Source organism: Streptomyces sp. NPDC087263 (assembly GCF_044744645.1).
Taxonomy (GTDB): Bacteria; Actinomycetota; Actinomycetes; order Streptomycetales; family Streptomycetaceae; genus Streptomyces.
The window spans coordinates 230,263-255,436 of the sequence record NZ_JBIUYT010000007.1 but is presented as its reverse complement, the minus strand read 5'-3'; the positions used below and the strand labels follow the sequence as shown (position 1 = coordinate 255,436).

General features: G+C 69.8%; 20 protein-coding genes and 1 pseudogene. 12 read left to right on the top strand and 9 right to left on the bottom strand.

Annotated elements, in window-relative coordinates; all coding sequences use genetic code 11:
• Positions 1–75 precede the first annotated feature (75 nt).
• The 3 genes from ACIPC1_RS23785 to ACIPC1_RS23775 all read left to right on the top strand — a co-directional run bounded on the left by ACIPC1_RS23785 (position 76) and on the right by ACIPC1_RS23775 (position 2,666).
• Complete coding sequence (locus ACIPC1_RS23785; protein ID WP_402520061.1) at positions 76–801, top strand: TetR/AcrR family transcriptional regulator; 726 nt, start codon at positions 76–78, stop codon at positions 799–801.
• Between the two features lie 59 nt (positions 802–860).
• Positions 861–1,808: a LysR family transcriptional regulator gene (locus ACIPC1_RS23780; RefSeq protein WP_402520059.1), complete on the top strand. Its 948-nt coding sequence runs from the start codon at positions 861–863 to the stop codon at positions 1,806–1,808.
• 126 nt (positions 1,809–1,934) lie between these two features.
• The gene (locus ACIPC1_RS23775; RefSeq protein ID WP_402520057.1) at positions 1,935–2,666 is read left to right on the top strand and encodes a YoaK family protein; all 732 of its coding nucleotides are present in this window, start codon (positions 1,935–1,937) and stop codon (positions 2,664–2,666) included.
• Between the two features lie 27 nt (positions 2,667–2,693).
• Here the strand turns inward: ACIPC1_RS23775 and ACIPC1_RS23770 are convergent, their stop codons facing one another.
• Both ACIPC1_RS23770 and ACIPC1_RS23765 read right to left on the bottom strand, forming a co-directional pair.
• Positions 2,694–4,859 (bottom strand): 3-hydroxyacyl-CoA dehydrogenase NAD-binding domain-containing protein, encoded by a 2,166-nt coding sequence (locus ACIPC1_RS23770; protein ID WP_402520055.1) that lies wholly within the window; start codon positions 4,857–4,859, stop codon positions 2,694–2,696.
• A 176-nt stretch (positions 4,860–5,035) separates the two neighbouring features.
• Positions 5,036–6,250, bottom strand: a complete 1,215-nt coding sequence (locus tag ACIPC1_RS23765; protein ID WP_402520053.1) for an acetyl-CoA C-acetyltransferase — start codon at positions 6,248–6,250, stop codon at positions 5,036–5,038.
• 182 nt (positions 6,251–6,432) lie between these two features.
• Between ACIPC1_RS23765 and ACIPC1_RS23760 the strand changes: the two genes are divergently transcribed.
• The 4 genes from ACIPC1_RS23760 to ACIPC1_RS23745 all read left to right on the top strand — a co-directional run bounded on the left by ACIPC1_RS23760 (position 6,433) and on the right by ACIPC1_RS23745 (position 10,564).
• On the top strand, positions 6,433–7,695 hold the full coding sequence (locus ACIPC1_RS23760) for a TetR/AcrR family transcriptional regulator (protein ID WP_402520051.1): 1,263 nt from the start codon (positions 6,433–6,435) through the stop codon (positions 7,693–7,695).
• Positions 7,696–7,790: 95 nt separating this feature from the next.
• The gene (locus ACIPC1_RS23755; protein ID WP_402520049.1) at positions 7,791–8,423 is read left to right on the top strand and encodes a TetR/AcrR family transcriptional regulator; all 633 of its coding nucleotides are present in this window, start codon (positions 7,791–7,793) and stop codon (positions 8,421–8,423) included.
• 120 nt (positions 8,424–8,543) lie between these two features.
• Positions 8,544–9,413 (top strand): enoyl-CoA hydratase-related protein, encoded by an 870-nt coding sequence (locus ACIPC1_RS23750; RefSeq protein ID WP_402520047.1) that lies wholly within the window; start codon positions 8,544–8,546, stop codon positions 9,411–9,413.
• Positions 9,413–10,564 (top strand): acyl-CoA dehydrogenase family protein, encoded by a 1,152-nt coding sequence (locus tag ACIPC1_RS23745; protein ID WP_402520045.1) that lies wholly within the window; start codon positions 9,413–9,415, stop codon positions 10,562–10,564. The genes ACIPC1_RS23750 and ACIPC1_RS23745 overlap by 1 nt, the downstream gene beginning before the upstream one ends.
• Positions 10,565–10,653: 89 nt before the next feature.
• Here the strand turns inward: ACIPC1_RS23745 and ACIPC1_RS23740 are convergent, their stop codons facing one another.
• Positions 10,654–11,499 (bottom strand): patatin-like phospholipase family protein, encoded by an 846-nt coding sequence (locus tag ACIPC1_RS23740; protein WP_402520043.1) that lies wholly within the window; start codon positions 11,497–11,499, stop codon positions 10,654–10,656.
• Positions 11,500–11,619: 120 nt separating this feature from the next.
• Here ACIPC1_RS23740 and ACIPC1_RS23735 point away from each other — a divergent pair, with 120 nt between their 5' ends.
• From ACIPC1_RS23735 to ACIPC1_RS23725, 3 genes are all read left to right on the top strand, one after another.
• Positions 11,620–12,033: a DUF6153 family protein gene (locus tag ACIPC1_RS23735; RefSeq protein ID WP_384386423.1), complete on the top strand. Its 414-nt coding sequence runs from the start codon at positions 11,620–11,622 to the stop codon at positions 12,031–12,033.
• A gap of 91 nt (positions 12,034–12,124) precedes the next feature.
• Entirely contained in the window at positions 12,125–12,772 is a 648-nt protein-coding gene (locus ACIPC1_RS23730; protein WP_402520040.1) for a DUF305 domain-containing protein, read from the top strand.
• Between the two features lie 430 nt (positions 12,773–13,202).
• A complete protein-coding gene (locus tag ACIPC1_RS23725; RefSeq protein WP_402520038.1) occupies positions 13,203–14,561 on the top strand; it encodes an 8-oxoguanine deaminase in 1,359 nt (452 codons plus the stop codon).
• Between the two features lie 232 nt (positions 14,562–14,793).
• On the opposite strand, the gene ACIPC1_RS23720 is transcribed toward ACIPC1_RS23725, so the two are convergent.
• Together ACIPC1_RS23720 and ACIPC1_RS23715 are read right to left on the bottom strand one after the other, a co-directional pair.
• Positions 14,794–16,212, bottom strand: coding sequence for an FAD-dependent oxidoreductase (locus tag ACIPC1_RS23720; protein ID WP_402520036.1), 1,419 nt, complete (start codon positions 16,210–16,212; stop codon positions 14,794–14,796).
• Between the two features lie 241 nt (positions 16,213–16,453).
• Positions 16,454–17,113 (bottom strand): MSMEG_1061 family FMN-dependent PPOX-type flavoprotein, encoded by a 660-nt coding sequence (locus ACIPC1_RS23715; RefSeq protein WP_402520034.1) that lies wholly within the window; start codon positions 17,111–17,113, stop codon positions 16,454–16,456.
• Between the two features lie 1,213 nt (positions 17,114–18,326).
• On the opposite strand from ACIPC1_RS23715, the gene fusA reads away from it, so the two are divergent.
• Positions 18,327–20,459 carry an elongation factor G gene (gene fusA / locus ACIPC1_RS23710; protein ID WP_402520032.1) on the top strand — a complete coding sequence of 711 codons (2,133 nt, stop codon included), beginning with the start codon at positions 18,327–18,329 and terminating at the stop codon, positions 20,457–20,459.
• Between the two features lie 188 nt (positions 20,460–20,647).
• Here fusA and ACIPC1_RS23705 read toward each other — a convergent pair.
• From ACIPC1_RS23705 to ACIPC1_RS23695, 3 genes and pseudogenes are all read right to left on the bottom strand, one after another.
• Positions 20,648–21,265: pseudogene (locus ACIPC1_RS23705) on the bottom strand (SWIM zinc finger family protein); the annotation flags it as partial.
• Positions 21,266–21,456: 191 nt separating this feature from the next.
• Positions 21,457–22,962 (bottom strand): MFS transporter, encoded by a 1,506-nt coding sequence (locus tag ACIPC1_RS23700; RefSeq protein WP_402520030.1) that lies wholly within the window; start codon positions 22,960–22,962, stop codon positions 21,457–21,459.
• Positions 22,963–22,995: 33 nt separating this feature from the next.
• Positions 22,996–23,598 (bottom strand): TetR/AcrR family transcriptional regulator, encoded by a 603-nt coding sequence (locus tag ACIPC1_RS23695; RefSeq protein ID WP_402520028.1) that lies wholly within the window; start codon positions 23,596–23,598, stop codon positions 22,996–22,998.
• A gap of 185 nt (positions 23,599–23,783) precedes the next feature.
• Between ACIPC1_RS23695 and ACIPC1_RS23690 the strand changes: the two genes are divergently transcribed.
• The gene (locus tag ACIPC1_RS23690; RefSeq protein ID WP_402520026.1) at positions 23,784–24,638 is read left to right on the top strand and encodes a PaaX family transcriptional regulator C-terminal domain-containing protein; all 855 of its coding nucleotides are present in this window, start codon (positions 23,784–23,786) and stop codon (positions 24,636–24,638) included.
• A 105-nt stretch (positions 24,639–24,743) separates the two neighbouring features.
• Here ACIPC1_RS23690 and ACIPC1_RS23685 read toward each other — a convergent pair whose 3' ends face one another.
• Positions 24,744–25,166, bottom strand: a complete 423-nt coding sequence (locus ACIPC1_RS23685) for a RidA family protein (RefSeq protein WP_402520024.1) — start codon at positions 25,164–25,166, stop codon at positions 24,744–24,746.
• Positions 25,167–25,174 lie beyond the last annotated feature (8 nt).

Sequence of the window (25,174 nt, the reverse complement as noted above, 5' to 3'; positions counted from 1 at the left end):
GTCGGCTCCGTAAATGTCTCGATGATTCCGGTGGCTTTCGGTGGCCCTCGGCGACTCGACGGGAGGGAAGATTTCGTGGCTTCAGAAGTGCCTGCCGTTCCCGGCAGCCCCGCCTGGTGGGCGAGCCGCCCGCCCGCTCCCACCTACCGTCGTGGGCGGCCACCCGTGGATGCCGGCCGGATCATCGACATGGCGCTGAAACTCGTCGACGAGGTCGGAGTCCAGGCGCTGACCCTGCGGATGCTCGCCGACGCCCTGGAATCCGGCACGGCCACGCTCTACCGGCACTTCGGCGGCAAGGACGAGCTGCTCACCCATGTGGTCGACCGGATCTTCGGCGACGTACGCGTTCCGCCTGGCGCGCTGGACGGTCCGTCGTGGCGCGAGGCGGCGGAAGCCGGCGCAGAGGCTTTCTATGAAACCCTGTGCAGACATCCCGGGGCGCTGTCCTTGCTGGTGGCACAGGTTCCCGTCGGCCCCAACGGGCTTCTCAACCGCGAGCGCACCCTCGGACTGCTCCTGAGCCACGGGTTCTCGGTCGGCCTGGCCGCCCGCGCGTTCACCGCGATCGGCCACTACGTGATCGGCTTCGCCATCCAGCAGCACGGCCCGGGAGCCGCGCGCCCCGAGGACGAGGCGCAGCTGCGGGACTACTACCGCTCGCTGGATCCGGCCGTGTACCCGGCGACGACAGCCGTGGCCGAGGAGCTGACCTCGGTGCCGCTGCGCGAGGAGTTCCGGTTCGGCCTGGACCTGCTGCTCGACGGACTTGAAAAGATCCGACAAGCGGAATCGGAGTGAGGGCATCACAATGAATCGGTCCAGCACATCGTTTCATCCATGGCCGATCGGTAAGTGAGATGGAACTGCGCCATCTGAAGTACTTCCTCGCCGTCGCCGAGACGCGCAACTTCACCCAGGCCGCGGCGAACTGCTACGTCGCGCAGTCCGCGCTCAGCCAGCAGATCGTCCGCCTGGAGAAGACCGTCGGCGCCGCGCTGTTCAGCCGCACGAGTCGTTCGGTGCGACTGACGGCCGCCGGTGAACTGCTCGAACCGCTGGCCCGGCGCATCCTGGCCGACGTGGACAACGCGCAGGCCGCTGTCGACGCGCTGGCGGGGCTGCGTCGCGGGCGGCTGCGGCTGGGCCTGGTCCAGACGCTGGTCGGCTCGATCGACATGGTCGAGGTGATGGCCGAGTACCACGCCCGCCATCCCGGTATCGACTTCGACGTCGCCAACGCCCCCAGCTCCGAGATGACCGCCGCCGTACTGTCCGGAGGTCTCGACGTCGCCGTGGTCGGCCTCGGTTCGCACGAGGTGCCCGACGGCCTCGATCACCGGCTCCTGGGCAGCGACCCGCTCATGGTGATCGTGCCGCACGACCACCCCCTGGCGGACCGGGACGTCATCGGCCTCGCCGACCTGCCGGAGAGCCACCAGCTCATCCAGTTCGCTCGGGGCACCGGACTGCGCGGCCAGGTCGAGGCCGCCTTCGCACGGGCCGGCGTGGAACCTGGGCGGCACTTCGAGGTGGGCCAGGTGTACGACATGGTCCGACTGGCCGCACGCGGGATCGGCGTCACCGTCGTACCCCGCTGGTCCGTCTTCGCGGCAGGGTCCCCCCTGGGTCCCTACCCTCAGGGCGTTCTCCCCGAGGGCGCCCGGGCGCTCCGTCTGTCGGACGCGGAAGCGGTGCACGACGTCTCCGTGGTCTACGACAGCAAGCGGCTGGCGCCGGCGGCCGCCGCGTTCCTCGACGTGGTGGACCGACATGCGGACGTAGTAGACGAGCCGTCGCCCGCCTGATTGATCGGTGGAACAGATCGCTGAGCCCATATCCATATGTTGGACCTGAGCTGGGTTCGGGCCGACTCTGGAAGAGATCCACCGGGAGTACGTCGCACTCCCGGGCCTCTTGAACGGAGCTCCGTCATGGCTGTCGCACTGCGGGACGCATGGACCACCGTGGTCCCCGACATGAGGGACCGGCACGGTCCGCTGCCGCCGCTGATGCTCGCCCTGACAGTGGTGACCGGCCTGGTGGACGCCTTCAGCTATCTGCTGCTGGGGCATGTCTTCGTCGCCAACATGACCGGTAACGTCGTGTTCTTCGGCTTCGCCATCGTGGGCGCCGCCGGATTCTCGCTGGCCGCCCCGCTGGTGGCGCTCGGCGCCTTCGCCGTCGGCGCCCTGTGTGGCGGCCGCGTCGCGCACCGGGCCCGCCACCGCGGGCGGATGCTGCACCAGGCGCTGCTGGTGGAGACCCTCCTGATCGTGATCGCGTACGTCATCGCCCAGACCGTCGACGCTCCGTACGCGGGCGTCGTCCGTTACGTGCTGATCGCGCTCCTCGGGCTCGGTCTGGGCGTCCAGAACGCGACCTCCCGAGCCCTGGCGGTCCCGGACCTGACCACGACCGTCCTGACCCTCACCATCACCGGGATCGCCTCCGACAGCCGGGCCGCCGGAGGCAGCGGCGGCAAGGCGGGACGGCGTACCCTCTCCGCGCTCGCCATGCTCGCCGGCGCCCTCGCCGGCGCCGCCGCCGCTCTGCACGGCGCCCCTGCCCTGCCCCTGCTGGTCGCCTCCGTGCTCCTCGCGGCAGTCACCGTCGCCGCGTTCAAACTGACCCGATCCGACGGCCCCTGGACAGCTCCGCTGTGACACGGGTGCACCACCGTGCACCCGGGCTCAGCCGAACAGTTCGCCCTTCTCGGCCTTCTCGACCAGCGAGGCGGGGGGAACGAAACGCTCGCCGTACCGCTCCGCGAGGTCGCGCGCCCGGGCGACGAAGCCGGCCGGGCCGCCCTCGTACTGGTTGATGTACTGGATGACGCCGCCCGTCCACCCCGGGAACCCGATGCCGAAGATCGACCCGATGTTGGCCTCGGGGACGGAGCGCAACACGCCCTCCTCGAAGCAGCTGACGGTGTCGATGGCCTCGGCGAAGAGCATCCGCTCCTTCATGTCCTCGAAGGGGATCTCGTGGCCCGGCTCGGTGAAGTGCTCGATCAGCCCGGGCCACAGGCCGGTCCGCTTTCCGTCCGCGTAGGCGTAGAACCCGGCGCCGCTGGAGCGTCCCTTGCGGTCGTGGTCGTCGATCAACCGGTCGATGACCGCCTCGGAGCCGTGTGTGACCCACGTACCGCCGTCGGCTTCGAATCCGGCGATCGTCTCCTGGCGGATCTTGCGCGGCAGGGTCAGCGTCAGTTCGTCCATCAGCTGAAGGGCCGGGGCCGGATATCCCGCCTGGAGCGCGGCCTGCTCGACCGAGGCCGGGTGGATGCCCTCGCCGACCATGGCCACGGCCTCGTCCAGGAACTTGCCGATCACCCGGCTGGTGAAGAAGCCCCGGCTGTCGTTGACGACGATGGGCGTCTTCTTGATCTGCCGGGCGATGTCGAGCGCCTTCGCGAGCGCGGCGTCGGAGGTGTTCTCACCGACGACGATCTCCAGGAGCGGCATCTTGTCGACGGGGGAGAAGAAGTGCAGGCCGATGAAGTTCTCCCGGTCCTTGACCCCCTCGGAGAGCTGGGTGATGGGCAGCGTCGAGGTGTTGGAGCCGAGCAGCGTGCCGGGCTCCACGACGTCCTCGATCTCCTGGAAGACCTTCTGCTTGAGTTCGGGGCTCTCGAAGACCGCCTCGATGACCAGGTCGCAGCCGCGCAGATCCTCGGCCCGCGCCGTCGGCGTGATCCGCGCGAGGATCTCATCGGCCTGCTCGCGGGTGGTCCGCCCCCGGCTGACGGCCTTGTCGAACAGACCGGCCGAGTAGGCCTTGCCCTTCTCCGCGGCCTCGGCGGAGACGTCCTTGAGGACCACGTCCATGCCGCCGCGGGCGCAGACGTACGCGATCCCGGCGCCCATCATCCCGGCGCCCAGCACGCCCACCTTCGTCGCCCGCCAGGTGTCGTATCCCTCGGGGCGGCTGCCGCCGTTGTCGATGTGCTGGAGGTCGAAGAAGAAGGCCTTGGTCATGTTCTTCGAGATCTGACCGGTGACCAGCTGTACGAAGTAGCGGCCCTCGATGAGGAAGGCCGTCTCGAGGTCGACCTGGGCACCCTCGACGGCGGCCGCCATGATGTTGCGCGGCGCCGGGTACTGCGCACCGCGCAGCTGCTTGCGCAGATTGGCGGGGAAGGCCGGGAGGTTGGCCGCGAACTTCGGGTTCGACGGGGTGCCGCCGGGGATCCGGTAGCCCTTGACATCCCACGGCTGTACGGCGTCGGGGTGGTCGGCGATCCAGGCCTTGGCGCGGCCGAGGAGCTCCTCGGGGGTGTCGACGACCTCGTGCAGCAGCCCGAGGTCCAGGGCGGTGCGCACCTTGTGGCGCTGCCCCTGGAGAAGCACGTTGAGCAGGGCGTCGGTGATACCGAGCAGCCGCACGGTGCGTACAACACCGCCCGCGCCCGGCAGCAGCCCCAGGCCGACCTCGGGCAGGCCGATCTGTGAGCCCTTCGCGTCGAGCGCGATCCGGTGGTGGCAGGACAGGGCGATCTCGAGACCGCCGCCCAGCGCGGCGCCGTTGATCGCCGCCACGACGGGCCTGCCGAGGGTCTCCAGCCTGCGCAGCAGGCCCTTGATACGGGTGACGAAGGCCAGCACGTCGGCGGCGTCCTCGGGGCTCGCCCGGATGAGTTCCGTCAGGTCGCCGCCCGCGAAGAAGGTCTTCTTCGCGGAGGTGATCACCACGCCGGTGACCGTGTCCTTCTCGGCCTCCAGCTGGTCCACGACCAGGGCGAGGTCCTCGATGAACGCGCGGTTCATGGTGTTGGCCGACTGCCCGGGGGCGTCCATCGTGAGGACGACGACGCCGTCCGCGTCCTCTTCCCAACGGATGTGCTTCTGCTCGGTCATTGCTTGATGTCTCTCGTCTCGGTGGTCGCGGTCGGGGCGCGGGGTCGAAGCGGTTCGGTGTTCGCGTCGCGGTCGCCGTCGGGCGCGGGGAGCGGTTCGGTGTTCGCGGTCGGGTCGCGAGGTCGGAGCCGTTCGCAGTCGCAGTCGCGGTGGTCGCGGTGGTCGCGGTCGTGGGGTCAGAGCCGCTCGATGACGGTGGCGATGCCCATGCCGCCGCCGACGCACAGGGTGCACAGTCCGTAGCGCTGACCGCGCCGCTCCAGCTCGTCGATCACCGTGCCGACGATCATGGCGCCGGTCGCGCCCAGGGGGTGCCCGAGGGCGATCGCACCGCCGTTGACGTTGATCTTGTCCAGCGGGACGTCCAGGTCCTTGGCGAAGCGCAGGACCACGGCGGCGAAGGCCTCGTTGACCTCGAACAGGTCGATGTCGTCGACGGTCAGACCGGCCTTGGCCAGCACCTTGCGGGTGGCGGGCACGGGGCCGGTGAGCATGATCGTCGAGTCCGCGCCGGAGAGCGCGGTGGCCACGATGCGGGCACGGGGGGTGAGGCCCGCCTGCCGGCCGGCCTCTTCGCTGCCGACGAGCAGCAGCGCGGCGCCGTCGACGATGCCGGAGGAGTTGCCGGCGTGGTGGACGTGGTTGATCTTCTCGACCCAGTGGTACTTCTGCAGCGCCACCGCGTCGAAGCCGCCGGCCTGGCCCATCATCTCGAACGACGGCGTGAGCGCGGCAAGGCCTTCCAGCGTGGTGTCGGGCCGCACGAACTCGTCGTGGTCCAGGACCGTCAGACCGTTCTGGTCCCGGACCGGCACGACCGAGTCCTTGAAGTACCCGGCCTCCCGCGCCGCCGAGGCGCGCGCCTGCGACCGCAGCGCGTAGCGGTCCACGTCCTCGCGGGAGAAGCCCTCGATGGTCGCGATCAGGTCGGCGCTGACGCCCTGGGGGACGAAGTAGGTGTCGTACGAGGTCGCCGGGTCCAGCGGCCACGCGCCGCCGTCGGAGCCCAGGGGCACCCGGGACATGGACTCGACACCGCCGGCCAGCACCAGGTCCTCGGAGCCCGAACGCACCTTCTGCGCCGCGAGGTTGACGGCTTCCAGGCCGGACGCGCAGAACCGGTTGACCTGGAGGCCCGCGGTGGTGTCGGGCAGTCCCGCCGCGAGGGCGGCCGTCTTGGCGATGTCGCAGCCCTGGTCGCCGACCGGACTGACGACGCCGAGGACGACGTCCTCGATCAGCCGCGGATCCAGGGAGGGATTGCGCTCCCGCATCTCGTCGATCAGGCCGACGACGAGCGATACGGGCTTGATCCCGTGCAGTGAGCCGGTCTTCCTGCCCCGGCCCCGGGGGGTGCGGAGCGCGTCGTAGACAAAGGCTTCAGTGGTCAAGGGAGACGGTCCTCTCTCTGCGGGCCCGCCGTTGTCCGGCTGCCGTCCCGCTGTGTCGCCACTCGATCGAGGCAACCTAATGCTCATTAACTTGATTGACACAAGTTCCTGCTGTCAAGGGTCTTTGCCCATTCAGGGGTTCTTAAGCTCTGTTAACCATGGGTGGTGAGAGGATCTATCGCATGCCGACGCCCGCACCTCGCCAGCGCACCCGGACCGCCGCCACGGAGCGGCCGTCCCGACGCGACCAGCTGGCGCTGATCGCCGCCGGGATGTTCGCGCAGCAGGGGTTCCACAACGTGTCGGTCAACGACATCGCCGCGGCGGCCGGCATCAGCGGCCCCGCCATCTACCGGCACTTCAAGAACAAGCAGGCGATCCTGGCGCACCTGGTGTGCGGAGGGCTCGCGCAGGCGGCGGACATCGTGGAGCGGCATCTCGGCGACGCCACCGCACGCGAGGGCGTCTCTCCGGCGGAGGGCCTGGCGGCAGCCCAGGCGGAACTGGCGGCCTTCGTCGTCGGCCACCCGGAGTTCGGCGTCCTGTGGCGGCGCGAGGGCCGGCATCTCGCGGCGGCGGACGGGGAGGAAGTCGCCAAGGCCGCGGCGCGGGCGACGATCCCCCTGGCGGCGGCACTCGGTGAACGGCGACCGGAGCTGAGCCAGGGCGACGCCGAACTGCTGACGTGGTCCGCCCTCAGCGTGTTCGGCAGCATCTCCGACCACCGCGTACGGCTGCCGCAGACCGCGCTGGAAGACCTGCTGACGGCCATCGCGCTGGACGTCCTCGCGGCCGGCATGCCCGCAGCGCGAGAACACGACGGGCGGTCACCGGCGTCACAGCCCAGAGCCGCCCTGCTCGACTCCCGCAGGGAACAACTCCTCGCCGTGGCCGCGGGGTTGTTCTGGGACCGCGGCTACCACGCCGTCACCATGGAGGAGATCGGCGCCGCGGCCGGGATCGCGGGCCCCAGCATCTACAGCCACTTCGGCGGCAAGATGGAGCTCCTCCAGACGGTCGCGAACCGCATCGGCGAGCACCTGCGGCAGGCCGTGTTCCAGGCACAGAGAGCCGACCTGGAAGCCGGCGCCACTCTCGTCCTGCTCGCCAGGTCGTACGTCGACACGGTGACCGGGCACCGGGATCTGGTCGCCGCCTACTTCCGGGAGGGCCACAACCTGCCGGGCCGGGACCGCACGGAGGTGCGCCGGTTCCAGCAGGCGTACACCCAGTACTGGGTCGATCTGGTCGCCGCGGTCGCCCCCGAGCGGTCGGCCGAGGAGACCCGCATCCGCGTGCACGCCGCCTTCGCGCTGGTCAACGACATCGCGCAGACCAAACGCTTCATGGCCCGTCCGTACCTCGCCGACGACCTGCGCCCGCTCATGCTCACCGTCCTGCTGCCGGACCGAGGCCGGGCGGGAGAAACCGAACACAGCTATTGACGTAACGGCAACAAAGCGGTCCGGGGTGGCCGATCTACACTGATCTGCAGCGCAGGGAACCCGCCTTGTTGACACCCCAGGCAGTGAGGACTGACATGAGCGTCGAGCCACGGGTGAGACAGCGACTGGAGCCGGACCAGCGCAGGGCCCAGATCATGAAGGTGGCCCGTGCCCTGTTCGGCGAGTATCCCTACGAGGCGGTCGCCACCACCGACATCGCCCGCGAGGCCGGGGTCGCGCGAGGGTTGATCAACCACTACTTCGGGGGCAAGCGGGGCCTGTACCTCGCCGTCGTACGCCAGCTGGTGACCGCGCCCTCTCCCATCGCCGACGACCTGCCCAACTCCACGGTCGAGCGGCGCGTCACCGTGCTCATCGACCGCTGGCTCGACCTGGTCGAACGCAATGCCTCGATGTGGCTCACGGCCATCGGGAGCGAGGCCGCGGGCCGGGACCCGGAGATCGACGAGATCCTCTTCCAGGGCGACGAGATCGCCACCGAGTGGGTGATCCAGGCGGCGCGGCTCACGGAGGCCGACGAGTGCGTCGCTGAGCTCAGGGCGGCCATCCGGTCCTTCGGCAGCATGATGCGGGCGGCCTCAAGGGAGTGGCTCGTGCGGGGTGCTTTCAGCCGCAGTGACCTGCATGTTCTGCTGACGGACACCTTGCTGCATCTGCTCAACGTGACGTTCCCTGCGCTGTGCGCCTCCCGTAGGGCCACCCGGTAACCGCTGCCCCCAGCGGTCATGTCGGACGGCAGGCGTCCCGGGCAGTCGTCACTCAGCTCTATTGACACTGCGCCAATAAACTCGCCATGCTGGGCATCATCAGCCCTGCGGAGGAGCACAATGGAGTACACGCAGATCGGCTACGAGGTGAGCGGGCGCATCGCGACGGTGCTGTTGAACCGGCCCGAGTCCCGCAACGGCTACACGATCCGGATGGCCGACGAGATAGCTCACGCCTTGCAGACCGCCAACACCGATGACGAGGTACGCGTCATCGTGCTCACCGGCGCGGGCGACGACTTCTGCGTCGGAGCGGATCTGAGCGGCGGCGGCCTCGGCGTCACCGAGTCCGACGAGTCATCGCCGGCTCCGGTGTGGACCGAACCCGCCACCCGGGTCACCCGTGAGCTGTATCGCAGCGACAAGCCGGTCATCGCCGCCGTGCGCGGTGCCGCGGTCGGGGTGGGCGCGACCATGATCCTGCCGGCCGACTACCGCCTCGCCGCCGACGACAGCAGGTTCGGCTTCGTCTTCTCCCGCCGCGGCATCTATCCCGAAGGCGGCTCCACCTGGTTCCTGCCCCGACTGGTGGGCATGGGACGCGCACTGGACTGGATGGTCAGCGGTCGGCTGATCCCCGCCCGTGAGGCGCTGAGGTCCGGACTGGTCAGCGCCGTCCACCCCTCGGCCGACGTACTGGACAAGGCGTACGAGCTTGCCCGCGAACTCGTCCAGAAGACCGCGCCCGTCTCGGTCGCCGTCATCAGGCAGGCCCTCTATCGCATGAGCGCCCTCGACTCGCCCGAACCCGCCTTCGACCTCGACTCGCGGCTCATCGCCAGCTGTGCGCACAGCGCCGACGCGGTGGAAGGAGTCGTCTCGTTCCTGGAACGGCGTCCCCCTGCCTTCAAGGGCCTGACCGGCAGCGACCAGCCGGACTTTCTGCCCTGGCGCTCCCGCACCGGTACCGACACCTCGGAGATGAACTGATGCCCGCCACCCGACCCCGCTGGAGCGACGACGAACTCGAAGCGGTGCGCGCTCTCGCCCGTACCTACTTCGAGAAGGAGGTCGCGCCCAACGAGGAGAAGCACGCCCAGCAGGGCCACCCGGACAAGGCGCTCTACGCCCGCGCGGGCGAGTTGGGCCTGCTGGGCATGACCATCCCGGAGGAGTACGGCGGTGGCGGCGGCACCTTCGCCAACCTGGCCGTTCTGATCCAGGAGCAGATCCGCAGCGGCGCGGACAGCATGGGCTTCGCCGTGAGCGAGGGCATCGTCGCGCACTACCTGCTCGCGTACGCCACCGAGGAACAGAAGAGGTCCTGGCTGCGCAGGATGTGCAGCGGTGAGTGGGTCGGATCGATCGCCATGACCGAACCCGGCGCCGGCTCGGACCTCCAGTCGATCGCCACCCGTGCGGAGCGGGTCGGCGACGAGTACCTCGTCTCCGGCAGCAAGACCTTCATCTCCAACGGCCATCTGTGCGACCTGATCATCATCGCGGCCAAGACGGACACCTCCAAGGGCGCCGCCGGTATATCGCTGCTCGTCGCCGAAGTCGACGACAACACTCCCGGCTTCACCCGCGGACGCATCATCAAGAAGGTCGGCCAAAAGGGCCAGGACACCAGCGAGTTGTTCTTCGACGAACTGCGCGTCCCCGTCGGCAACGTCCTCGGCGGCCAGGAGGGCCTCGGCTTCTACCAGTTGATGGAGCAGTTGCCGCAGGAACGCCTGATCACCGCAGTCATCGCCCAGGCGGTCACCGAGGCGGCCGTCGCCGTCACCCTCGACTACACTAAACAGCGCGAGGCCTTCGGCAAACCGCTGTTCAGCATGCAGAACACCCGCTTCGAACTCGCCGAGTGCGCCACCATCGCGCGCGTCAACGCGACCTTCCTCGACGACTGCATCGAACGCCACCTCCGCGGCGAACTCGACGCCGCCACCGCCTCCATGGCCAAGTACTGGATCACCGACAGGACCGGCGAGGTCGTCGACCGCTGCCAACAGCTCTTCGGCGGCTACGGCTACTGCCTGGAGTACCCCATCGCCCACATGTACGCCAACAACCGCGTGCTGCGGGTGCTCGCCGGGGCGAACGAGGTCATGAAGGAGCTCATCGCCCGGTCGCTGTGACCGGGCGGGCGCGGGGCGGGGGCGGGGAGCGTGAATTCGGGGGTTAGTGGAGTGGACGGACGGTGTCCGGTCTTGAGGCCTTTTCCTCCTCAGACCGGACTGCTCCACTCGATCTTCAGCCGGCGGCCCTGTGCGCGGCCCGCCTCGGCGGCGGGCGTGCGGGTGGACGGGTCCAGCGGGTTGGCGCCGATCGCTGTCCGCGACGCCTCGTCCGGCTCGATCATCGCGACTCCCGCGCCAGCCGCCCGCAGCTCCTCGATGGCCTTGGCCAGCGGCTTCTCGCTCGGGAACAGTTGGGTGGTCCCAAGGGGTGCGATGACGAGCACCTGCGTCGCACCCGCGGCATAGTCGGCGTTCTCGTTGGAGCGGATGCCTCCGTCGATGTACCGCCGCCCGTGGACCGTCGCGGGCGGCCAGATACCCGGCACGGCGCAGCTCGCCGCCACGGCGTCCACCAGGCTCACGCCCGAGGAGCTGTCGAACACTCGCGGCTCCCCGGTCTCGGCATCGACCGCGACGAACCTCAGCGTACGAGCCGGCCATTCGTGCGACGGCAGCCGCGACTCGATCACCGCACGCCGCTCCGACTCCGAGACGGTCTCGGCGTCGAGCGCGAACCTGCCCACCGCGCGCCTCATGTCCGGGAGGCTGGAGGCACTTTCCAGCAGGGCGAACAACTGCGCACCGAAGCTCTCCAGGTCCACATCGGCAGGGATCTCGGCGGTCTGCCGCTCGGGCTCGGCCTGCCGCGCGTACAGCTCCTCCAGGCTCAGCCTGCTCCCCAGCTGCGCACCGACGGTGGAGCCCGCGGACGTCCCCACGATCACGTCGGCTCCCGTGACGTCCTGACCCGCATCGGCAAGTCCCGCCAGCAGCCCGGTCATCCAGGCGATCCCGGCGACACCGCCACCGCCCAGCACCAACGCCTCAGCCATCTCATGTCCTTTCGCCCGCCGACGTATCCGAAGTATTCGACGTATACACGGGAATCCTAGGACGCCTGTCGTCACCCCTGGGGTGAGGGGGAGTGAAGGGCCCGTGCTTACGATGGTGGCGTGACGTGCTTCGGACAGCTTGCCGGGCCGCAACCGAGGTTGCGGTTCACCGGGCTGCTCGTCAGCGCTCTGTTGCTGGGCCTGCTCGGCATGCACGGCCTTGGTCCGGTCCCGGTGGCCACCGCTGCCTCCGGTCACCATCGGGCGACGGCGGCCACGTCCATGGGCGCCATGGCGTCGATGCCGGACATCTGCGACCACGACGAGGGCGGCTGCACGGGGCACGCGGATCACGCGGACGCGGTGTGTGCCGCCACGTCCGTCGCCGGGGCGCCCGCGGTGGTGCCTGTGCTGGTGCCTGATGTGGTGGTCTGCGCCGGAGTACCGGACGTACGCACCGCACCGCCGAGCAGCGGGCCCGACGGAGGCAGGGCACCCCCCTCCCTGTCCGAACTCCAACTCCTGCGGATCTAGAGCGGCCCACGTGGCGCCGTACGCCCATGAGGCGCGGCGTCGCGCGCAGGCATGCCCTTCACCGATCCGGTCACATCCCAGGAGTTCCACCATGACCGCACACCGCACGATCATCTGTCGTACCGCCCTCGCCGCCACCACCGCTGTGGCCGCACTGGTACTGACCGCCTGCAGCGACGGCGCCGGCGGCGGGCACGACATGGGTTCGATGGAGTCCAACTCCAGCCCGACCGCCACCTCGACCTCGACGGCCTCGGCCAAGGCCGGCGATCACAACGACGCGGACGTCTCCTTCTCGACAGAGATGATCCAGCACCACCGTCAGGCGATCGACATGGCCGAACTGGCCGACAGCCGCGCCTCCTCGCAGGAGGTAAAGGACCTCGCGACGAAGATCAAGGGGGCGCAGGACCCGGAGATCAGGACGATGTCCGGCTGGCTCACGTCGTGGGGCGAGGCGGTTCCCGACGACATGTCAGGCATGGAGCACGACACGTCGTCAACCATGCCCGGCATGATGAGCAGCGACGACATGGCCAAGCTGGACAAGGCCTCGGGCGCCGAGTTCGACACGATGTTCCTCACGATGATGGTCCAGCACCATGAGGGCGCCATCGAGATGGCGAAGACCGAACAGGCCAACGGTACGTACGGTCCCGCCACGAAGCTCGCGGACGCTGTCGTGACGGCCCAGACGGCCGAGATCGAGCAGATGAAGCAGATGCTTGAGAAGAGCTGACGTACAGCCAAGGGGTGGACCGGCGAGGCGAGTTCCTGCCGGTCCACCCGTCGGGTCAGCACCACGCCGGCCCTCCGATGGGGGCGGGCCGCTCCGGCGATTGGCCGGAATCGCGGTCCGGGGACCGCCGAGCGTCCATCTTCGCGGCGGGAGATCGTACGCCACGTGTGCGGCACCCTGCGGTGCACCGGCATGGCCTTCTGGCACATCACCGCCGACGACGGCCGACGTCTGTCCTTGCGGGACGTGCGAAAAGAGGCCCAGCAGGACGGGCGCCTGACGGGTGTTCGCAGCGCGGAGCCCGGGGACCGGCCACGACAAGTTGACGAGGTTGCAGGGGTGAACGTCATGCCCCACTAGGCTTGACGGCGCGCGGTTGTGCGCGCCTGTTGGTGAACTCGCTGCTGCCTGCCGGAGGTTGTCCGTGTCCGTGGACCCACGTGTTGATCTGCTGGTCAAGGACGCCCTGCTGCTCGTCGTGGACGGCGAGCGGGAGATTCCTGGCGGTTGGGTCGCCATCAGCGGTGGCCGGGTGAGTGCGGTCGGGGCGCCTGGCTCGGAGCCGGAGGCCACGCAGGTGGTGTCGGCGGCCGGCCGACTGGTGACGCCGGGGCTGATCAACACGCATCATCACATCTACCAGAACCTCACCCGGTCCTTCGCCCCAGCCGTCAACGGCTCTCTCTTCGACTGGCTGACCACCTTGTATCCGCTGTGGGCGGCGCTGGACGAAGAGGCCTCATACGTCTCGGCGTACGTCGGAATGGCCGAGCTCCTGATGGGCGGCTGTACGACCTCGATGGACCATCTCTACGTCCATCCGCGCCCAGGCCTTGTGGACGCGCAGATCAGGGCCGCGCAGGACATCGGCTTCCGCTTCCACGCCACCCGCGGATCGATGACACGCTCCGTCGAGGACGGCGGGCTGCCGCCCCGCAGCGTCACCCAGTCCGAGGAAGAGGTGCTCGCCGACAGCGAACGCCTCGTGAAAGCCTTCCACGATCCCTCGCCGGGGGCGCTCATCAAGGTGGCGCTCGCACCGTGTTCGCCGTTCTCGGTGACCCGCGAGTTGATGATCGCGACCGCGGAGCTGGCCGAGCGGCTCGACGTGCGCCTGCACACGCATCTGGCGGAGGACCGGGACGAGGACACGTACTGCCAGGAGATGTACGGCTGCCGGCCCGTGGAGTACTTCGAGGCCACCGGCTGGATGAGCGACCGTACCTGGGTCGCGCACTGCATCTACCCGAACGACGCGGAGATGCGGCGGCTGGCGGCGGCCGGGGTGGGGGTCGCACACTGCCCCAGCTCCAACATGCTCATCGGCGGGGGTACCGCCCGGGTGCGGGAGATGCGCGAACTGGGGCTGCCGGTGGGGATCGGCTGCGACGGCTCGGCCTCCACCGACCACGCCTCACTCTGGATGGAGACCCGCGGCGCCCTACTGCTGGGGCGCTATCGGGGCGGGCCGGGCGCGATGACCGCGCGCGACGCCCTGGACATCGCGACCCGGGGATCGGCGCGCTGCCTCGGGCGGGCGGAGGAGCTGGGCCATCTGCGGCCGGGGGCCTGCGGTGACCTCGTGGTCTGGGACGCGCACCCGGTGGCCCTCGCCGGCGCGCTCAGCGATCCCGTCGAGGCCTGGCTGCGTTGCGGGCCCGCACGGGCCTGGACCACGGTGGTCGGCGGCCAGGTACTGGTGGAGCGGGGGGAACCCGTACTGCCCGCGCTCGCCGGCGTCCTGCGTGACCACACCCGAATCGCACGGAGCATCCAGAACCTCGCGTAGCGGTGAGGTCCCGTCGGCAAGGAAGCGGCGGAGCAGAGCGGCGCAGTCGGCTCACGGCGGACATCGGAGGCGGCGTTCACCGTGGGTCGGCCCAGTCAGGCGGATCGCCAGGATTCGAGGTGGTGGGCGATGGTGCGCAGCTGACAGATGACTACGGACGCCCAGGTGAGCCGACCACTTCGAGATGCCGGATGCCGCTCGACGTCCAGGACAGAACCAGCGGTGCCCGGCCTTACAGGCGGAGTCCGTATGCGCGGACGAACTCCTCGCCGGATACGCCATTGCCTGCTGCTGCCCGGCGCACCAGTTCCGGTGCGAACAGTGTTGCTGGGTGGGCGGTCATATAGCTGACCGCCCGGAATGCGGTGGCTACCTGTACGTCGCGGCCGGCCGCGGCCATCACCTGCTGCATGGCCCAGGCCTGCCGGTGTTCCTGCACGGTGGTCGGCTTCCTGGCGACGCCCAGCCGGGCGGAGTCGGCGGCGGTGGAGATCTCCCATGCGGCCCGTACAACGACTTGCTGAAGGTCGAAGAAGTGCCTGGCTGGTGCATCGAGGTCCGGCTTCGAGCGCAGGTACTCCGACAGGCACGATGCGTGGAGTGCGGCGGATGAAATGCCCTGTCCGAAGACGGGGTTGAACGATGCCACGGCGTCACCAACCGCCGCGAGGCGAGCAGGGAAGCGGTCGAGGGACTCGAAGTGGCGCCACCTGCTGTCGGGGTGGCGGAACGAGACCACCTCGCCGAGCAACTCACCGGCAGCCGCCTCCTGGTAGACCGGTGGCAGCTCGCGGCAACGGCTGAAGAAGCTCTCGGGGCCCCGGTGCTCGCTCTCGCCCCCGAAGTAGGCGAGCATGAGCGCCCACTTCTGGTTCTCAATGGCGTTGACTGCCGCCGTGGCCAACCCTCTCGACGCGAAGCGCGGGCTGTAGCGGTTGATGCCGCTGGTGGGGCCGGTCCAGTCGGGGGAGCGTTTGAAGCAGGCGGTGAAGTAGCGGATGTCGACCTTTAGTCGTTCCATCCGTGGCCGAGGCCACCCACCCTCGTCCAGCCAGTCGGAGAGCCTGCTGCTACGGCCGGTGGCGTCGAGTACGAAGTCAGTGGTGTCGACCGTTTCCTTGCCGTCGGCCGTGTAGCGCACCGCGCCGACGGCACCGCTCGCATAGTTCAAGCCAGTCACGCGGCCAGTGATCACGTGGACGTTCGGCAACCTGAGGGTGTGGCTCCGGATCAGCGCTTCGAGGAAGGGGCGACTGCTGGTGACCAGCTCCGCGTTGGGCGTCGCGATCTGCTCCACGTCGTCCAGGTAAGTGGTGGCGCGCTGCGGACCCGACAGGACGGCGCCCTCGTTGAGGGCTTGTTGGACGATCCCGGGATACCAGCGTTCGAGCTGCGCACGGCCGCCCGGCAACAGCGTGTGGACCTGGTAACCCTGCGGGACACCGGGGCGGGGCTCGCCGTCGGCGGTCGTCTCCGCCCTGTCGGGCTCGACAATCACGACTCGCTCGGCGTGGTCGGCGAGCACCCGCGCGGCGAGCAGCCCGCCGATACTCCCGCCCAGGACATGCGCGGTACGGATAAGTACCCGCGCATCTTTCGGCGTGGTGACAACGCTGAGCCGCTCGAAGACCGCGGCGGAATCGTCCGACATGTAAGCCTCCAGAAGAGGAAGTTGGCGCCACGAGCAGGGGTATCACGGGGAGGTGGCCTGGCGGATCAGGAGCGCAGCGGGGCGGTGATCGTACTCAGCCGGTGCGGCGATCAGGCATGGGCGAACCCCGGCGTTGGGACCAGCGCTACAACCGTTGGCGCCAACGGGCCGACCGCCATTGATCTTGGGGCGCGCGGGCCTGGGGGTTCGGCGTGCTGGTGTTCACTCGCAGATCGGTCCGCTACTCGTACCGGTACTTCAGCGAGTCCGCCTCTACCTGCTCGATGTCGGCGATCGTCAGCTCCGGCATCCGCAGTTGGGCCAGCGTCACCTCGGCCGAGGTCGGCTGGGCGTCCGCCGGCAGCCACTGCTCCGGCTTCCAGGCTCCGCTGCGCAGCAGCGATTTGGGGCAGTGCGGGTAGACCTCTTCGATCCCCAGCACCAGCGCACTGGCCGGCGGCTTTCCCACGGCGGTCAGCTGCGACAGCAGCTCCGGGCGGGTGGAGACGACAGCTCGGCCGTTCACCCGCAGGGTGGTGGTCCGCCCGGGGATGACGAACAGCAGCCCGGCCCGTCCGGTGGCGATGACGTTCTGCAAGGTGTCCAGACGCTTGTTGCCGGTCGCGTCCGGAATCGCCACCGTCCGTGCGTCCAGGACGGCGACGAACCCGGCGGGGCCGCCGCGCGGCGAGACGTCGCAGTTGCCCTCGGCATCCGCGCTGGCGACCAGGACCAGCGATGAGCAGCCGATCAACCGCCGGGCGTGCTCGGTGAGTTCGGTCATCTGCTTGCGCACGGCCGCGTCGCCGGGGAGTTCGTACGCGCGGCGCAACGCCTCCTGGTCGGGCACGGCGTCGAGGCGGAGTGAGTCGAAGGCACTGCCGGCAAGGGGTGTCGTCATGCCTCCGACCCTAACGAACCGACCTGCGACTGTTCTTGGTCGGTGAGTGCGGGGACGTACAGACGGCCGCGCAAGTTGTCTGGTGTGTGACGCTCAGACATGCTGGCGCGGCCGTGTCTCAGTCTGCCTTCTGCGGGCTGTCGCTCCGACATCTGGGTGAGTTGGCCACGGAACTCACCCCGCGCTGGGTAGCGCGCTGCGAGTCCGGGCGGCACGGGCGACGCGAGTCCGCCGTCCACACGCGGGCCGTCCCGGCCGGCGGCCTTCGTCTCCGGCAAGCGCAGGCAGAACACCGTCAAGACCACTACGACCAGCGACGGCCAAGGCAGCATCCTGTGGTCCGCAGACGAACACGTCCCAAGATCAATCGCGGGTCAGCACGTAAGCGACGAGCTGACGTGGCGAGACTGCGGAGCTGCCGTTGCGATCCAGGCGGCTGCCGCCTGTGCCAACTAGGTCCTGTCGTCAATCCCGTCGTCGCCCGGAGGGCGGCCTCGCGGCGTGCCGGGTGTGGACCCTCGTACTGGACGTACTTGGGTCTGCGCCCGGTGCGGCGAGAGTGCGTGCATGGCGTCGCGGGGCAGACGGGAATTTGACGACAGGGCCTAGCAGTCAGAGCAGGGGTTGGCACAGGCGGCAGCCTTCGGCCGGCCTCACCGCCCAGGGGGTTCGTCAGGGTGTCGCCGTAGGAGTCGGATTCGAGGGTGGCGCGGTTGCGGCGGGGTCGATACCGAGGACCATGGATGCCCGTAGTCCTTACCTGATGGAGCCGTTGCCCTTGAGCGGCGCCGACGGCGCACTGTCCGCGACCGCGTGCGCGCAGAGGCGGTCGGTACTGGGCCGGGAGGCAGAAAAACCCGGTGCCCCGCCCCCGCCCGGTTCCCTACACTCGCCACACAACGCGCGCCGCACCACTCCGTGGCGCGCGCCGTGACGAACGAGGGGAGACCGGCCATGCGTTACCGCACCGCTGTTGTCGTTCCCCCGTCACGGTACGAGGTGATCCTCGTGTCTCCGTGTGTCCGGTGCCGGCTGCGCGGCCGGAACCGGATGCCCGCGACGAACACCTGACCTCTCTGCCCGCCCGGTACCGAGTGAACCGGGCGCGTGCGTTCCCGTGAGCTGCGCCTCCTCAGGCGTGCCCGCGGGCACAGGTTGTCTCGTCCGGGAATCGCGCCGACCCGTTCCGGATCATTCTGAAAGGCCATGGGCCGTGCGTACCGACCTGCACCGAGACCCCACCCGTCCCACTCACCCTGTCAACCCGCTGACCGCCGTCCGCAATCTGGGCATCCTCGCTCACGTCGACGCGGGAAAGACCACCGTCACCGAGCGGATCCTGTATCTCACCGGGACCACGCACAAGCGCGGTGAGGTCCATGACGGCACGACCGTCACCGACTTCGATTCTCAGGAGCGAGATCGTGGGATCACCATTTTCGCCGCGGCCGTCAGCTGTGCCTGGGACGGCCACCAGATCAATCTGATCGACACCCCGGGCCATGTCGACTTCTCCGACGAGGTGACCCGCTCGCTGCGGGTGCTCGACGGCGCGATCGCGGTGTTCGACGCCGTCGCCGGTGTCGAGCCGCAGAGTGAGTCGGTCTGGCGGCAGGCCGACCGGTACGGGGTGCCACGAATCGCTTTCGTCAACAAGCTGGACCGCGCCGGTGCGGACCTCGACTCGGCGGTCGCGTCGATCCGGGAGCGGCTGCATCCGGCGCCGCTGGTCGTGCAGTTGCCGATCGGCGCGGAGGACGGGTTCACCGGAGTGGTGGATCTGCTGCGTATGCGGGCGTTGGTCTGGGCCGACGGCCGTGACACGGTCGAGGAGGGGCCCGTGCCCGAGGCGCTGCTCGACGAGGCGCACCGGCGCCGCCGGGTGCTGGAGGAAGCGGTGGCGGAACTCCACCCCGTGGCGCTGGAGGAGTTCTGCGCGGAGTCCACCGTCTCCGCGCAGACCCTGGCGAGCGCGCTGCGCGACCTGACCCGTACCGGTGACGCAGTGGTGGTGCTGTGCGGCTCGGCCTACCGCAACCGCGGGATCGAGCCGCTGTTGGACGCCGTGGCGGCGTATCTGCCCTCGCCGCTCGATGTGCCCGCCGTGCGCGGCACTTTCGACGGTACGGAGCAGGAGCGGGCCGCCGACCCGGCGGCGCCGTTCGCGGCACTGGCTTTCAAGGTGAGCGCGACCGCCACCGGGCGGCTGACGTACCTGCGCGTGTACTCGGGAACGATCCGGAAGGGAGAGACAGTGTGGGAGGCGGGCGCGCGGCGAACCGAGCGGATCGGGCGGATCCTGCGCGTCCAGGCCGACCGCCACGCCCAGTTGGACCGGGCGGTGGCCGGGGACATCGTCGCGGTGGTCGGGCTGAAGTCGGTCCGTGCCGGGGCGACACTGTGCGCGCCCGGGGCACCGTTGGTTCTCGAACCGCCGACCACGGCTGATCCGGTCGTGTCCGTCGCGGTCGAGGCAGGGGCGAGCGCCGACACGGAGCGCTTGGTGTCGGCGTTGACCCGGCTGGTCGAGGAGGATCCGTCGCTGGTCGTCCGGACCGATCCGGAGACCGGGCAGACGGTGCTGTCGGGCATGGGTGAACTGCATCTGGAGGTGGCGGTGGAGAAGATCCGGCGCGCCCACGGGCTGGATGTCCGGGTCGGCCGGCCGAAGGTGGCGTACCGGGAGACGGTTGTCCGCGGCGTTGCCGGACTCGTCTACCGGCACGTCAAGCAGGATGGCGGCGCCGGGCAGTTCGCCCATGTCGTGCTCGACGTCGAGCCGTTGGAGGTCGCCGCCGCGGGTGGCGCTCATGACAACGCCGGTGGCAGCGCGACGGGCTTCGAGTTCCGGTCCGCCGTCGTCGGTGGGCGGGTGCCGCAGGAGTACGTCCGGGCAGTGGAGGCGGGATGCCGGGACGCCCTGGCCGAGGGGCCCCTCGGTGGTCACCCGGTGGTCGGGCTGCGCGTCGTTCTGACCGATGGAGCGACCCATCCGAAGGACTCTTCGGAGATGGCGTTCCGGACGGCCGGGCGACTCGCGCTCCGGGAAGCACTGCGCGCCGCCGCGATGGTCCTGCTGGAACCGGTGGCCGAGGTGACGGTCACCGCGCCCGACGAGGCCGTGGGCGGGGTGCTCGGCGACCTGGCCGCGCGGCGCGGCCGGGTCTCGGGCTCGACCGCGCGGGCGGGGGCGGTGGTGGTCGCCGCCACCGTGCCGCTGGCGGAGCTGTTCGGCTATGCGACCCGGCTGCGCAGCCGGACCCAGGGCCGGGGAGTCTTCACCACCCGGCCCACCGGTTACGCCCCGGCACCGAGCACGGCGTCCGACGGGACACCGGTCCGGTAGCCGCAACGACGGTCCCGCCCGCATGCGGGCGGGACCGTCCACGGCGGACATGCCGGTGCGCACTCAACTCATCGGCTTCAGCGCCAGCCGTAGGAGTTGCTGAACTCAGTCCGTCGGACGGGCACTTGACTGGCGGGTGGTGGGCCATGGCAGCGTCCGCAGGCAGGCAGGCAGGCAGGCAGGCAGGCAGGCAGGCAGGCAGGCAGGCAGGCGGCCGCGGTGGCGGGGACCTCGGCGCGCGGGGTGAAGCCCGCCGCGGGTACCTACGCCTCGGCGAAGCCTCGTAATCAGCGTTCCGGCAGCGGGACCTGCTTCTCCATGAACCGGCCGTCGAACGTGGTGACCTCCAACTCATCAGGTCCGACGGCCAGTTGCAGTGGATCCAGCCCGCCGAGCCTGGTGAGCGCCCGACGGAGCGGGAAGTTGATGTCGACGTTGGTCGTGCCGTGGCCGACGTCGTCGCCGTCGAGGGCGGGCGCGAGCAGGTCGAGGCGCGCGTAGGCGCCGCAGCAGCCGGAGAAGGACTCCATCCGCAGCCGGTCGCCGTCGGCCGTCACCACCGGGTCGAGCGAGGACGGCGAGGCCGGCTGGTGGTAACGCGTGGCCGCGACGTCGGCGACCGTGAGCTATGCCGCCGCCGCGGCGACCGGCGCGGTCAGGAAACCGCTGAAGAACCGCGGATGGGCCGCCTCGCCGGAGGGTGTGGCTCCGCCGGAGGTCTCCAGAGCGAGGGTGCGCTGCCCGGCCGTCGACTCGTGCACGGCCGACGGTTGTAAGTAGGCGTAGGACTGGATGTGTGAGGTCACGCGGACACGTTACGACCGAGCGGTGACAGGACGACGAGAGCCGTTGAGCGGCGAACTCCGGCGTGGACCGGAGTCCGCCGTCGCGCGGCGTGGTCGGTGTACGCGAAAGGACGGTGCCGGGCGTCCCCTCCCGGCACCGTCCGTCCTGGGCCGTACGCCGCTCACGCACGCACGCACGGCCGGCCAGTGGGTCACATGTGGACCACAGGAGCGGCGTCCTCGTCCACCTCGGTCACGCCGCGGCGGTAGAGGAGGAAGCTGACGACCACGCCGACGGCGAAGAAGACGGCCGACCAGCCGAAGGCGGCGGTGTAACTCTCCATGGCCGCTTGGGCGTTGACGGCAGGGTCCGCGGGGTTCTTGCCGGAGAGGTAGTCGGTGGCGGCGCTGGAGGCGAAGGTGGTGAGGAGGGCGGTGCCGATGGAGCCGCCGATCTGCTGCATGGTGTTGACCGTGGCGGAGGCGACGCCCGCGTCCTCGGTGGCCACGCCCTGGGTGGCCAGGGCCATCGCGGGGGAGATGATCAGGCCCATTCCGGCGCCGATCACGATCAGTTGGGGCAGCACCTCGGAGGCGTAGGTGCTGTTCAGGTCGAGGGTGGTCATCCAGACGAGGCCGATGGCGGACACGGCCATGCCCAGCGGGACGACGGGCTTGGGGCCGATGCGCGGGACGAGGACGTTGTTGGCCAGGGCGGTGGTGACCATGAGCCCACCGACCAGCGGCAGGAAGGCCAGTCCGGTCTTGACCGGGGTGAAGCCGAGGGTCAGCTGCAAGTAGTAGGTGAGGAAGAGGAAGATCCCGAACATGCCCGCACCGATGATGAGGACGGAGACGAAGGACGCGGCGCGGTTGCGGTCGGCGAGGACGCGCAGGGGAAGCAGCGGGTGGGCGGCCCTGGTCTGCCACAGGGTGAAGGCGGCCAGCAGGACGACGCCCGCGATCAGCAGGCCCCAGGTGCCGGGCGAATCCCAGCCATGGGACTCGGCGTTGGAGAAGCCGTAGACAACGCTGAACAGACCGGTGGAGACCATGAGGGTGCCGGGCACGTCGAGTTGGACGTTCTTGTTCCGGGCGCTGCGGGTCAGGAAAAGGGCCGCGCCGACGAGGGCGACACCGGCGAAGATGATGTTGACGTACAGGGTCCAGCGCCAGTCGAGGTACTCGGTGAGCACCCCGCCCAGGAGCAGACCGATCGCGCCGCCGGCTCCGGCGATGGCGCCGTAGACGCTGAACGCCGTGGCCCGTTCCTTGGCGTCGGTGAACGTGGTGGTCAGCAAGGACAGCGCGGCCGGGGCGAGCAGCGCGCCGAACAGGCCCTGCCCGGCACGGGCGGCGACCAGCAACTCGAAGGTGCCGGCCGCGCCGGCGAGGGCCGAGGCTCCGGCGAATCCGACCAGGCCCACCATGAAGGTGATCTTCTTGCCGAAGAGGTCGGCGATACGTCCGCCGAGGAGCAGCAGGCTGCCGAAGGCGAGGGCGTAGGCGGTGACCACCCACTGGCGGTCTCCGTCGGAGAAACCCAGGTCCTGCTGTGCCGAGGGCAGGGCGATGTTCACGATGGTGGCGTCCAGGACCACCATCAACTGGGCGATGCCGACCACCGCGAGGATCCACCAGCGATTGCGGTGCGACTTGTCGGCGGCATCGGATGCCGAGGGGCCGCTCGGTACGGCGGTCAACGAGGTGTGTGACATGAGGATCCAACTCCAAGCGCGGGTGAGAAGGGGTCAGGAGTTCAGGAGGGCCGGCATGAGGACCGTGTCGGTGAACCGGGTGAGGTAGTCGGCGTCGGCGAACACGCCCTCGAACGCGGGGCGGCTGATCACGGCGCCCGTCAGCAGCGACGGGAGGAACTGGGCGGCGCCGGGGCGCCGGGGCAGTTCGCCGCGGTCGACGGCGCGGTCGACGAGGCTCATCAGGTGGGCCGCGTCGGGTTCGAGGAGGGCGGTGCGCATCGCCTGGCCGAGGGCGGCGTCCGTCAGGATGGCGTGCCCGAGGCCGGAGAGGAGGGCGGTCTCCTTCTCGGCGTGGGACGCCAGCCTGACGGCCGAGGCCAGCAGGTCACCGCGGAGGGTGCCGGTGTCGACCCGATCGAAGTGCAACGGGCGCACGGTGTGCAGGGCGGCGACGATCATGCCTGCCTTGCTGTTCCACTGCCGGTAGAGCGTGGCCTTGCTACAGCGTGCCCGGGTCGCGACGACTTCCATCGACAGGGCCTCGTAGCCCACCTCCCGCATCACGTCGAGTGCCACGTTCAGCAGTTCGATCTCCCGCTCGGGTGTCACTCGGGGGCGACGGATCGGGGTGGCGGGGGTGGCGTCCGTGGGCATGGGTGCCTCTTCCTTGGCCTCGACTCTGACCGAGTCCCATGGCCCTCGACTCTGACCGATCGAAACGAAACCGTTCCGTACGCATAGCTAAGCAGCACGGCAAAAGAAACGCAACCGTTTCATCGGGTGGGTCGGGTTCGCATCGCCCGAGCGGCCCGGCGTATGGCGGGCGCTATGGTGCTGGCATGACAGCGGATCTTCAGTCGGCCTCTGTCGCCCCGGGCGGTGGCGACACCCGCCTCGGCCAGCTGATCATCACGGTCTTCGGTCTCTACGCGCGCGGCGAGCACAACTGGCTCTCGGTCGCGTCGGTGGTGCGGCTCATGGCGGAACTCGGGGCGGAGGGGCAGGCCGTACGGTCCGCGGTCTCCCGCCTGAAGCGTCGCGGGGTACTCCGCAGCGAGCGGCACGCGAACGCGGCGGGCTACTCCCTCGCGGAGCCGACCCTGGAAGTCCTCGCCGAGGGTGATGTACGTATCTTCGAGCGGGCCCGTGCGGTCCAGGACGACGGCTGGCTCGTGGTCGTGTTCTCGGTGCCGGAGTCCGAGCGCGAGAAGCGGCACGCCCTGCGGACCAGCCTGACCCGCCTGGGCTTCGGCACCGCCGCACCCGGGGTGTGGGTGGCGCCGGGCAACCTGGCGGGGGAGACGCGGCGGACCCTGGAGCGGCGTGGACTCTCTCCGTACGTGGACCTCTTCACCGGGGACCACTTCGCCTTCGGCGACCTGCGGGCAAAGGTCCGCGTGTGGTGGGACCTGGACGAACTCACCGCGCTGTACGCGGACTTCCTACGGCGCTACGCCCCCGTCCGCGATCGGATGTCGGCGGCCGGGACGACCGCGCCGGAGGCGTTCCGGACGTACATCCCCATGCTCACCCAGTGGCGGCGGCTGCCCTACCGCGATCCCGGACTCCCGCTGGCGCTGCTCCCGCCGGGATGGAACGGGGTGACCGCGGGCGAGATGTTCCACGAGCTGGACGCGGCGCTGGGCGCGCCGGCGCGGGAGCGTGCGCTGGCTGTGATCCACGGGGCTGGATAGCGGCACCGGAGGCAGTGAGCCGCCGGCGCGCACCGCTCATCCGCGGCGAGCACGCGCTGGCGGTCATCCAGGGTGCGGAATGGCGGCACCGCCGACGCGCAGTGCTCAGCCGCGCGGCGCCCTGAGCCGCTCCTCGGGGATCACCGCCACGCCCAGAATCTCGATCAGGGCCTCCGGCTGCCACAGGGCCGTGCAGCCGATGCCGGCCATGGCCGGGTAGACGGGGCCGGCGAGCTCGCGCCAGACCTCGCCGATCTCCTTGCCGTGGGCCTGGTAGTCGGGGATGTCGGTGAGGTAGATGGTCACGCTGACCAGGTCACCGGGCTCGCCCCCCACCTCGCGGAGCGTGGTCAGGAGGTTGCCGAAGGCCTGGCGGAACTGCTCGACGATGCCGCCCGGCACGATCTTCATATCGGCGTCGAGAGCGGTCTGTCCGCCGAGGTGGAGTGTGTTTCCCGCGAGGGTTCCGTGGGAGTAGCCGCGGGGCGTCGGAAGGGCGGCCGGGTTCACGGCGACGGGTGAAGTCATGCGGCGGG

Coding starts and splice junctions, on each gene's coding strand:
- ACIPC1_RS23745 (WP_402520045.1), top strand. CDS start 9,413: ATGCCCGCCACCCGACCCCGCTGGAGCGACGACGAACTCGAAGCGGTG.
- ACIPC1_RS23690 (WP_402520026.1), top strand. CDS start 23,784: ATGACAGCGGATCTTCAGTCGGCCTCTGTCGCCCCGGGCGGTGGCGAC.
- ACIPC1_RS23780 (WP_402520059.1), top strand. CDS start 861: ATGGAACTGCGCCATCTGAAGTACTTCCTCGCCGTCGCCGAGACGCGC.
- ACIPC1_RS23685 (WP_402520024.1), bottom strand. CDS start 25,166: ATGACTTCACCCGTCGCCGTGAACCCGGCCGCCCTTCCGACGCCCCGC.
- ACIPC1_RS23755 (WP_402520049.1), top strand. CDS start 7,791: ATGAGCGTCGAGCCACGGGTGAGACAGCGACTGGAGCCGGACCAGCGC.
- ACIPC1_RS23760 (WP_402520051.1), top strand. CDS start 6,433: ATGCCGACGCCCGCACCTCGCCAGCGCACCCGGACCGCCGCCACGGAG.
- ACIPC1_RS23720 (WP_402520036.1), bottom strand. CDS start 16,212: ATGTCGGACGATTCCGCCGCGGTCTTCGAGCGGCTCAGCGTTGTCACC.
- ACIPC1_RS23750 (WP_402520047.1), top strand. CDS start 8,544: ATGGAGTACACGCAGATCGGCTACGAGGTGAGCGGGCGCATCGCGACG.
- ACIPC1_RS23715 (WP_402520034.1), bottom strand. CDS start 17,113: ATGACGACACCCCTTGCCGGCAGTGCCTTCGACTCACTCCGCCTCGAC.
- ACIPC1_RS23700 (WP_402520030.1), bottom strand. CDS start 22,962: ATGTCACACACCTCGTTGACCGCCGTACCGAGCGGCCCCTCGGCATCC.
- ACIPC1_RS23695 (WP_402520028.1), bottom strand. CDS start 23,598: ATGCCCACGGACGCCACCCCCGCCACCCCGATCCGTCGCCCCCGAGTG.
- ACIPC1_RS23740 (WP_402520043.1), bottom strand. CDS start 11,499: ATGGCTGAGGCGTTGGTGCTGGGCGGTGGCGGTGTCGCCGGGATCGCC.
- ACIPC1_RS23730 (WP_402520040.1), top strand. CDS start 12,125: ATGACCGCACACCGCACGATCATCTGTCGTACCGCCCTCGCCGCCACC.
- ACIPC1_RS23770 (WP_402520055.1), bottom strand. CDS start 4,859: ATGACCGAGCAGAAGCACATCCGTTGGGAAGAGGACGCGGACGGCGTC.
- ACIPC1_RS23775 (WP_402520057.1), top strand. CDS start 1,935: ATGGCTGTCGCACTGCGGGACGCATGGACCACCGTGGTCCCCGACATG.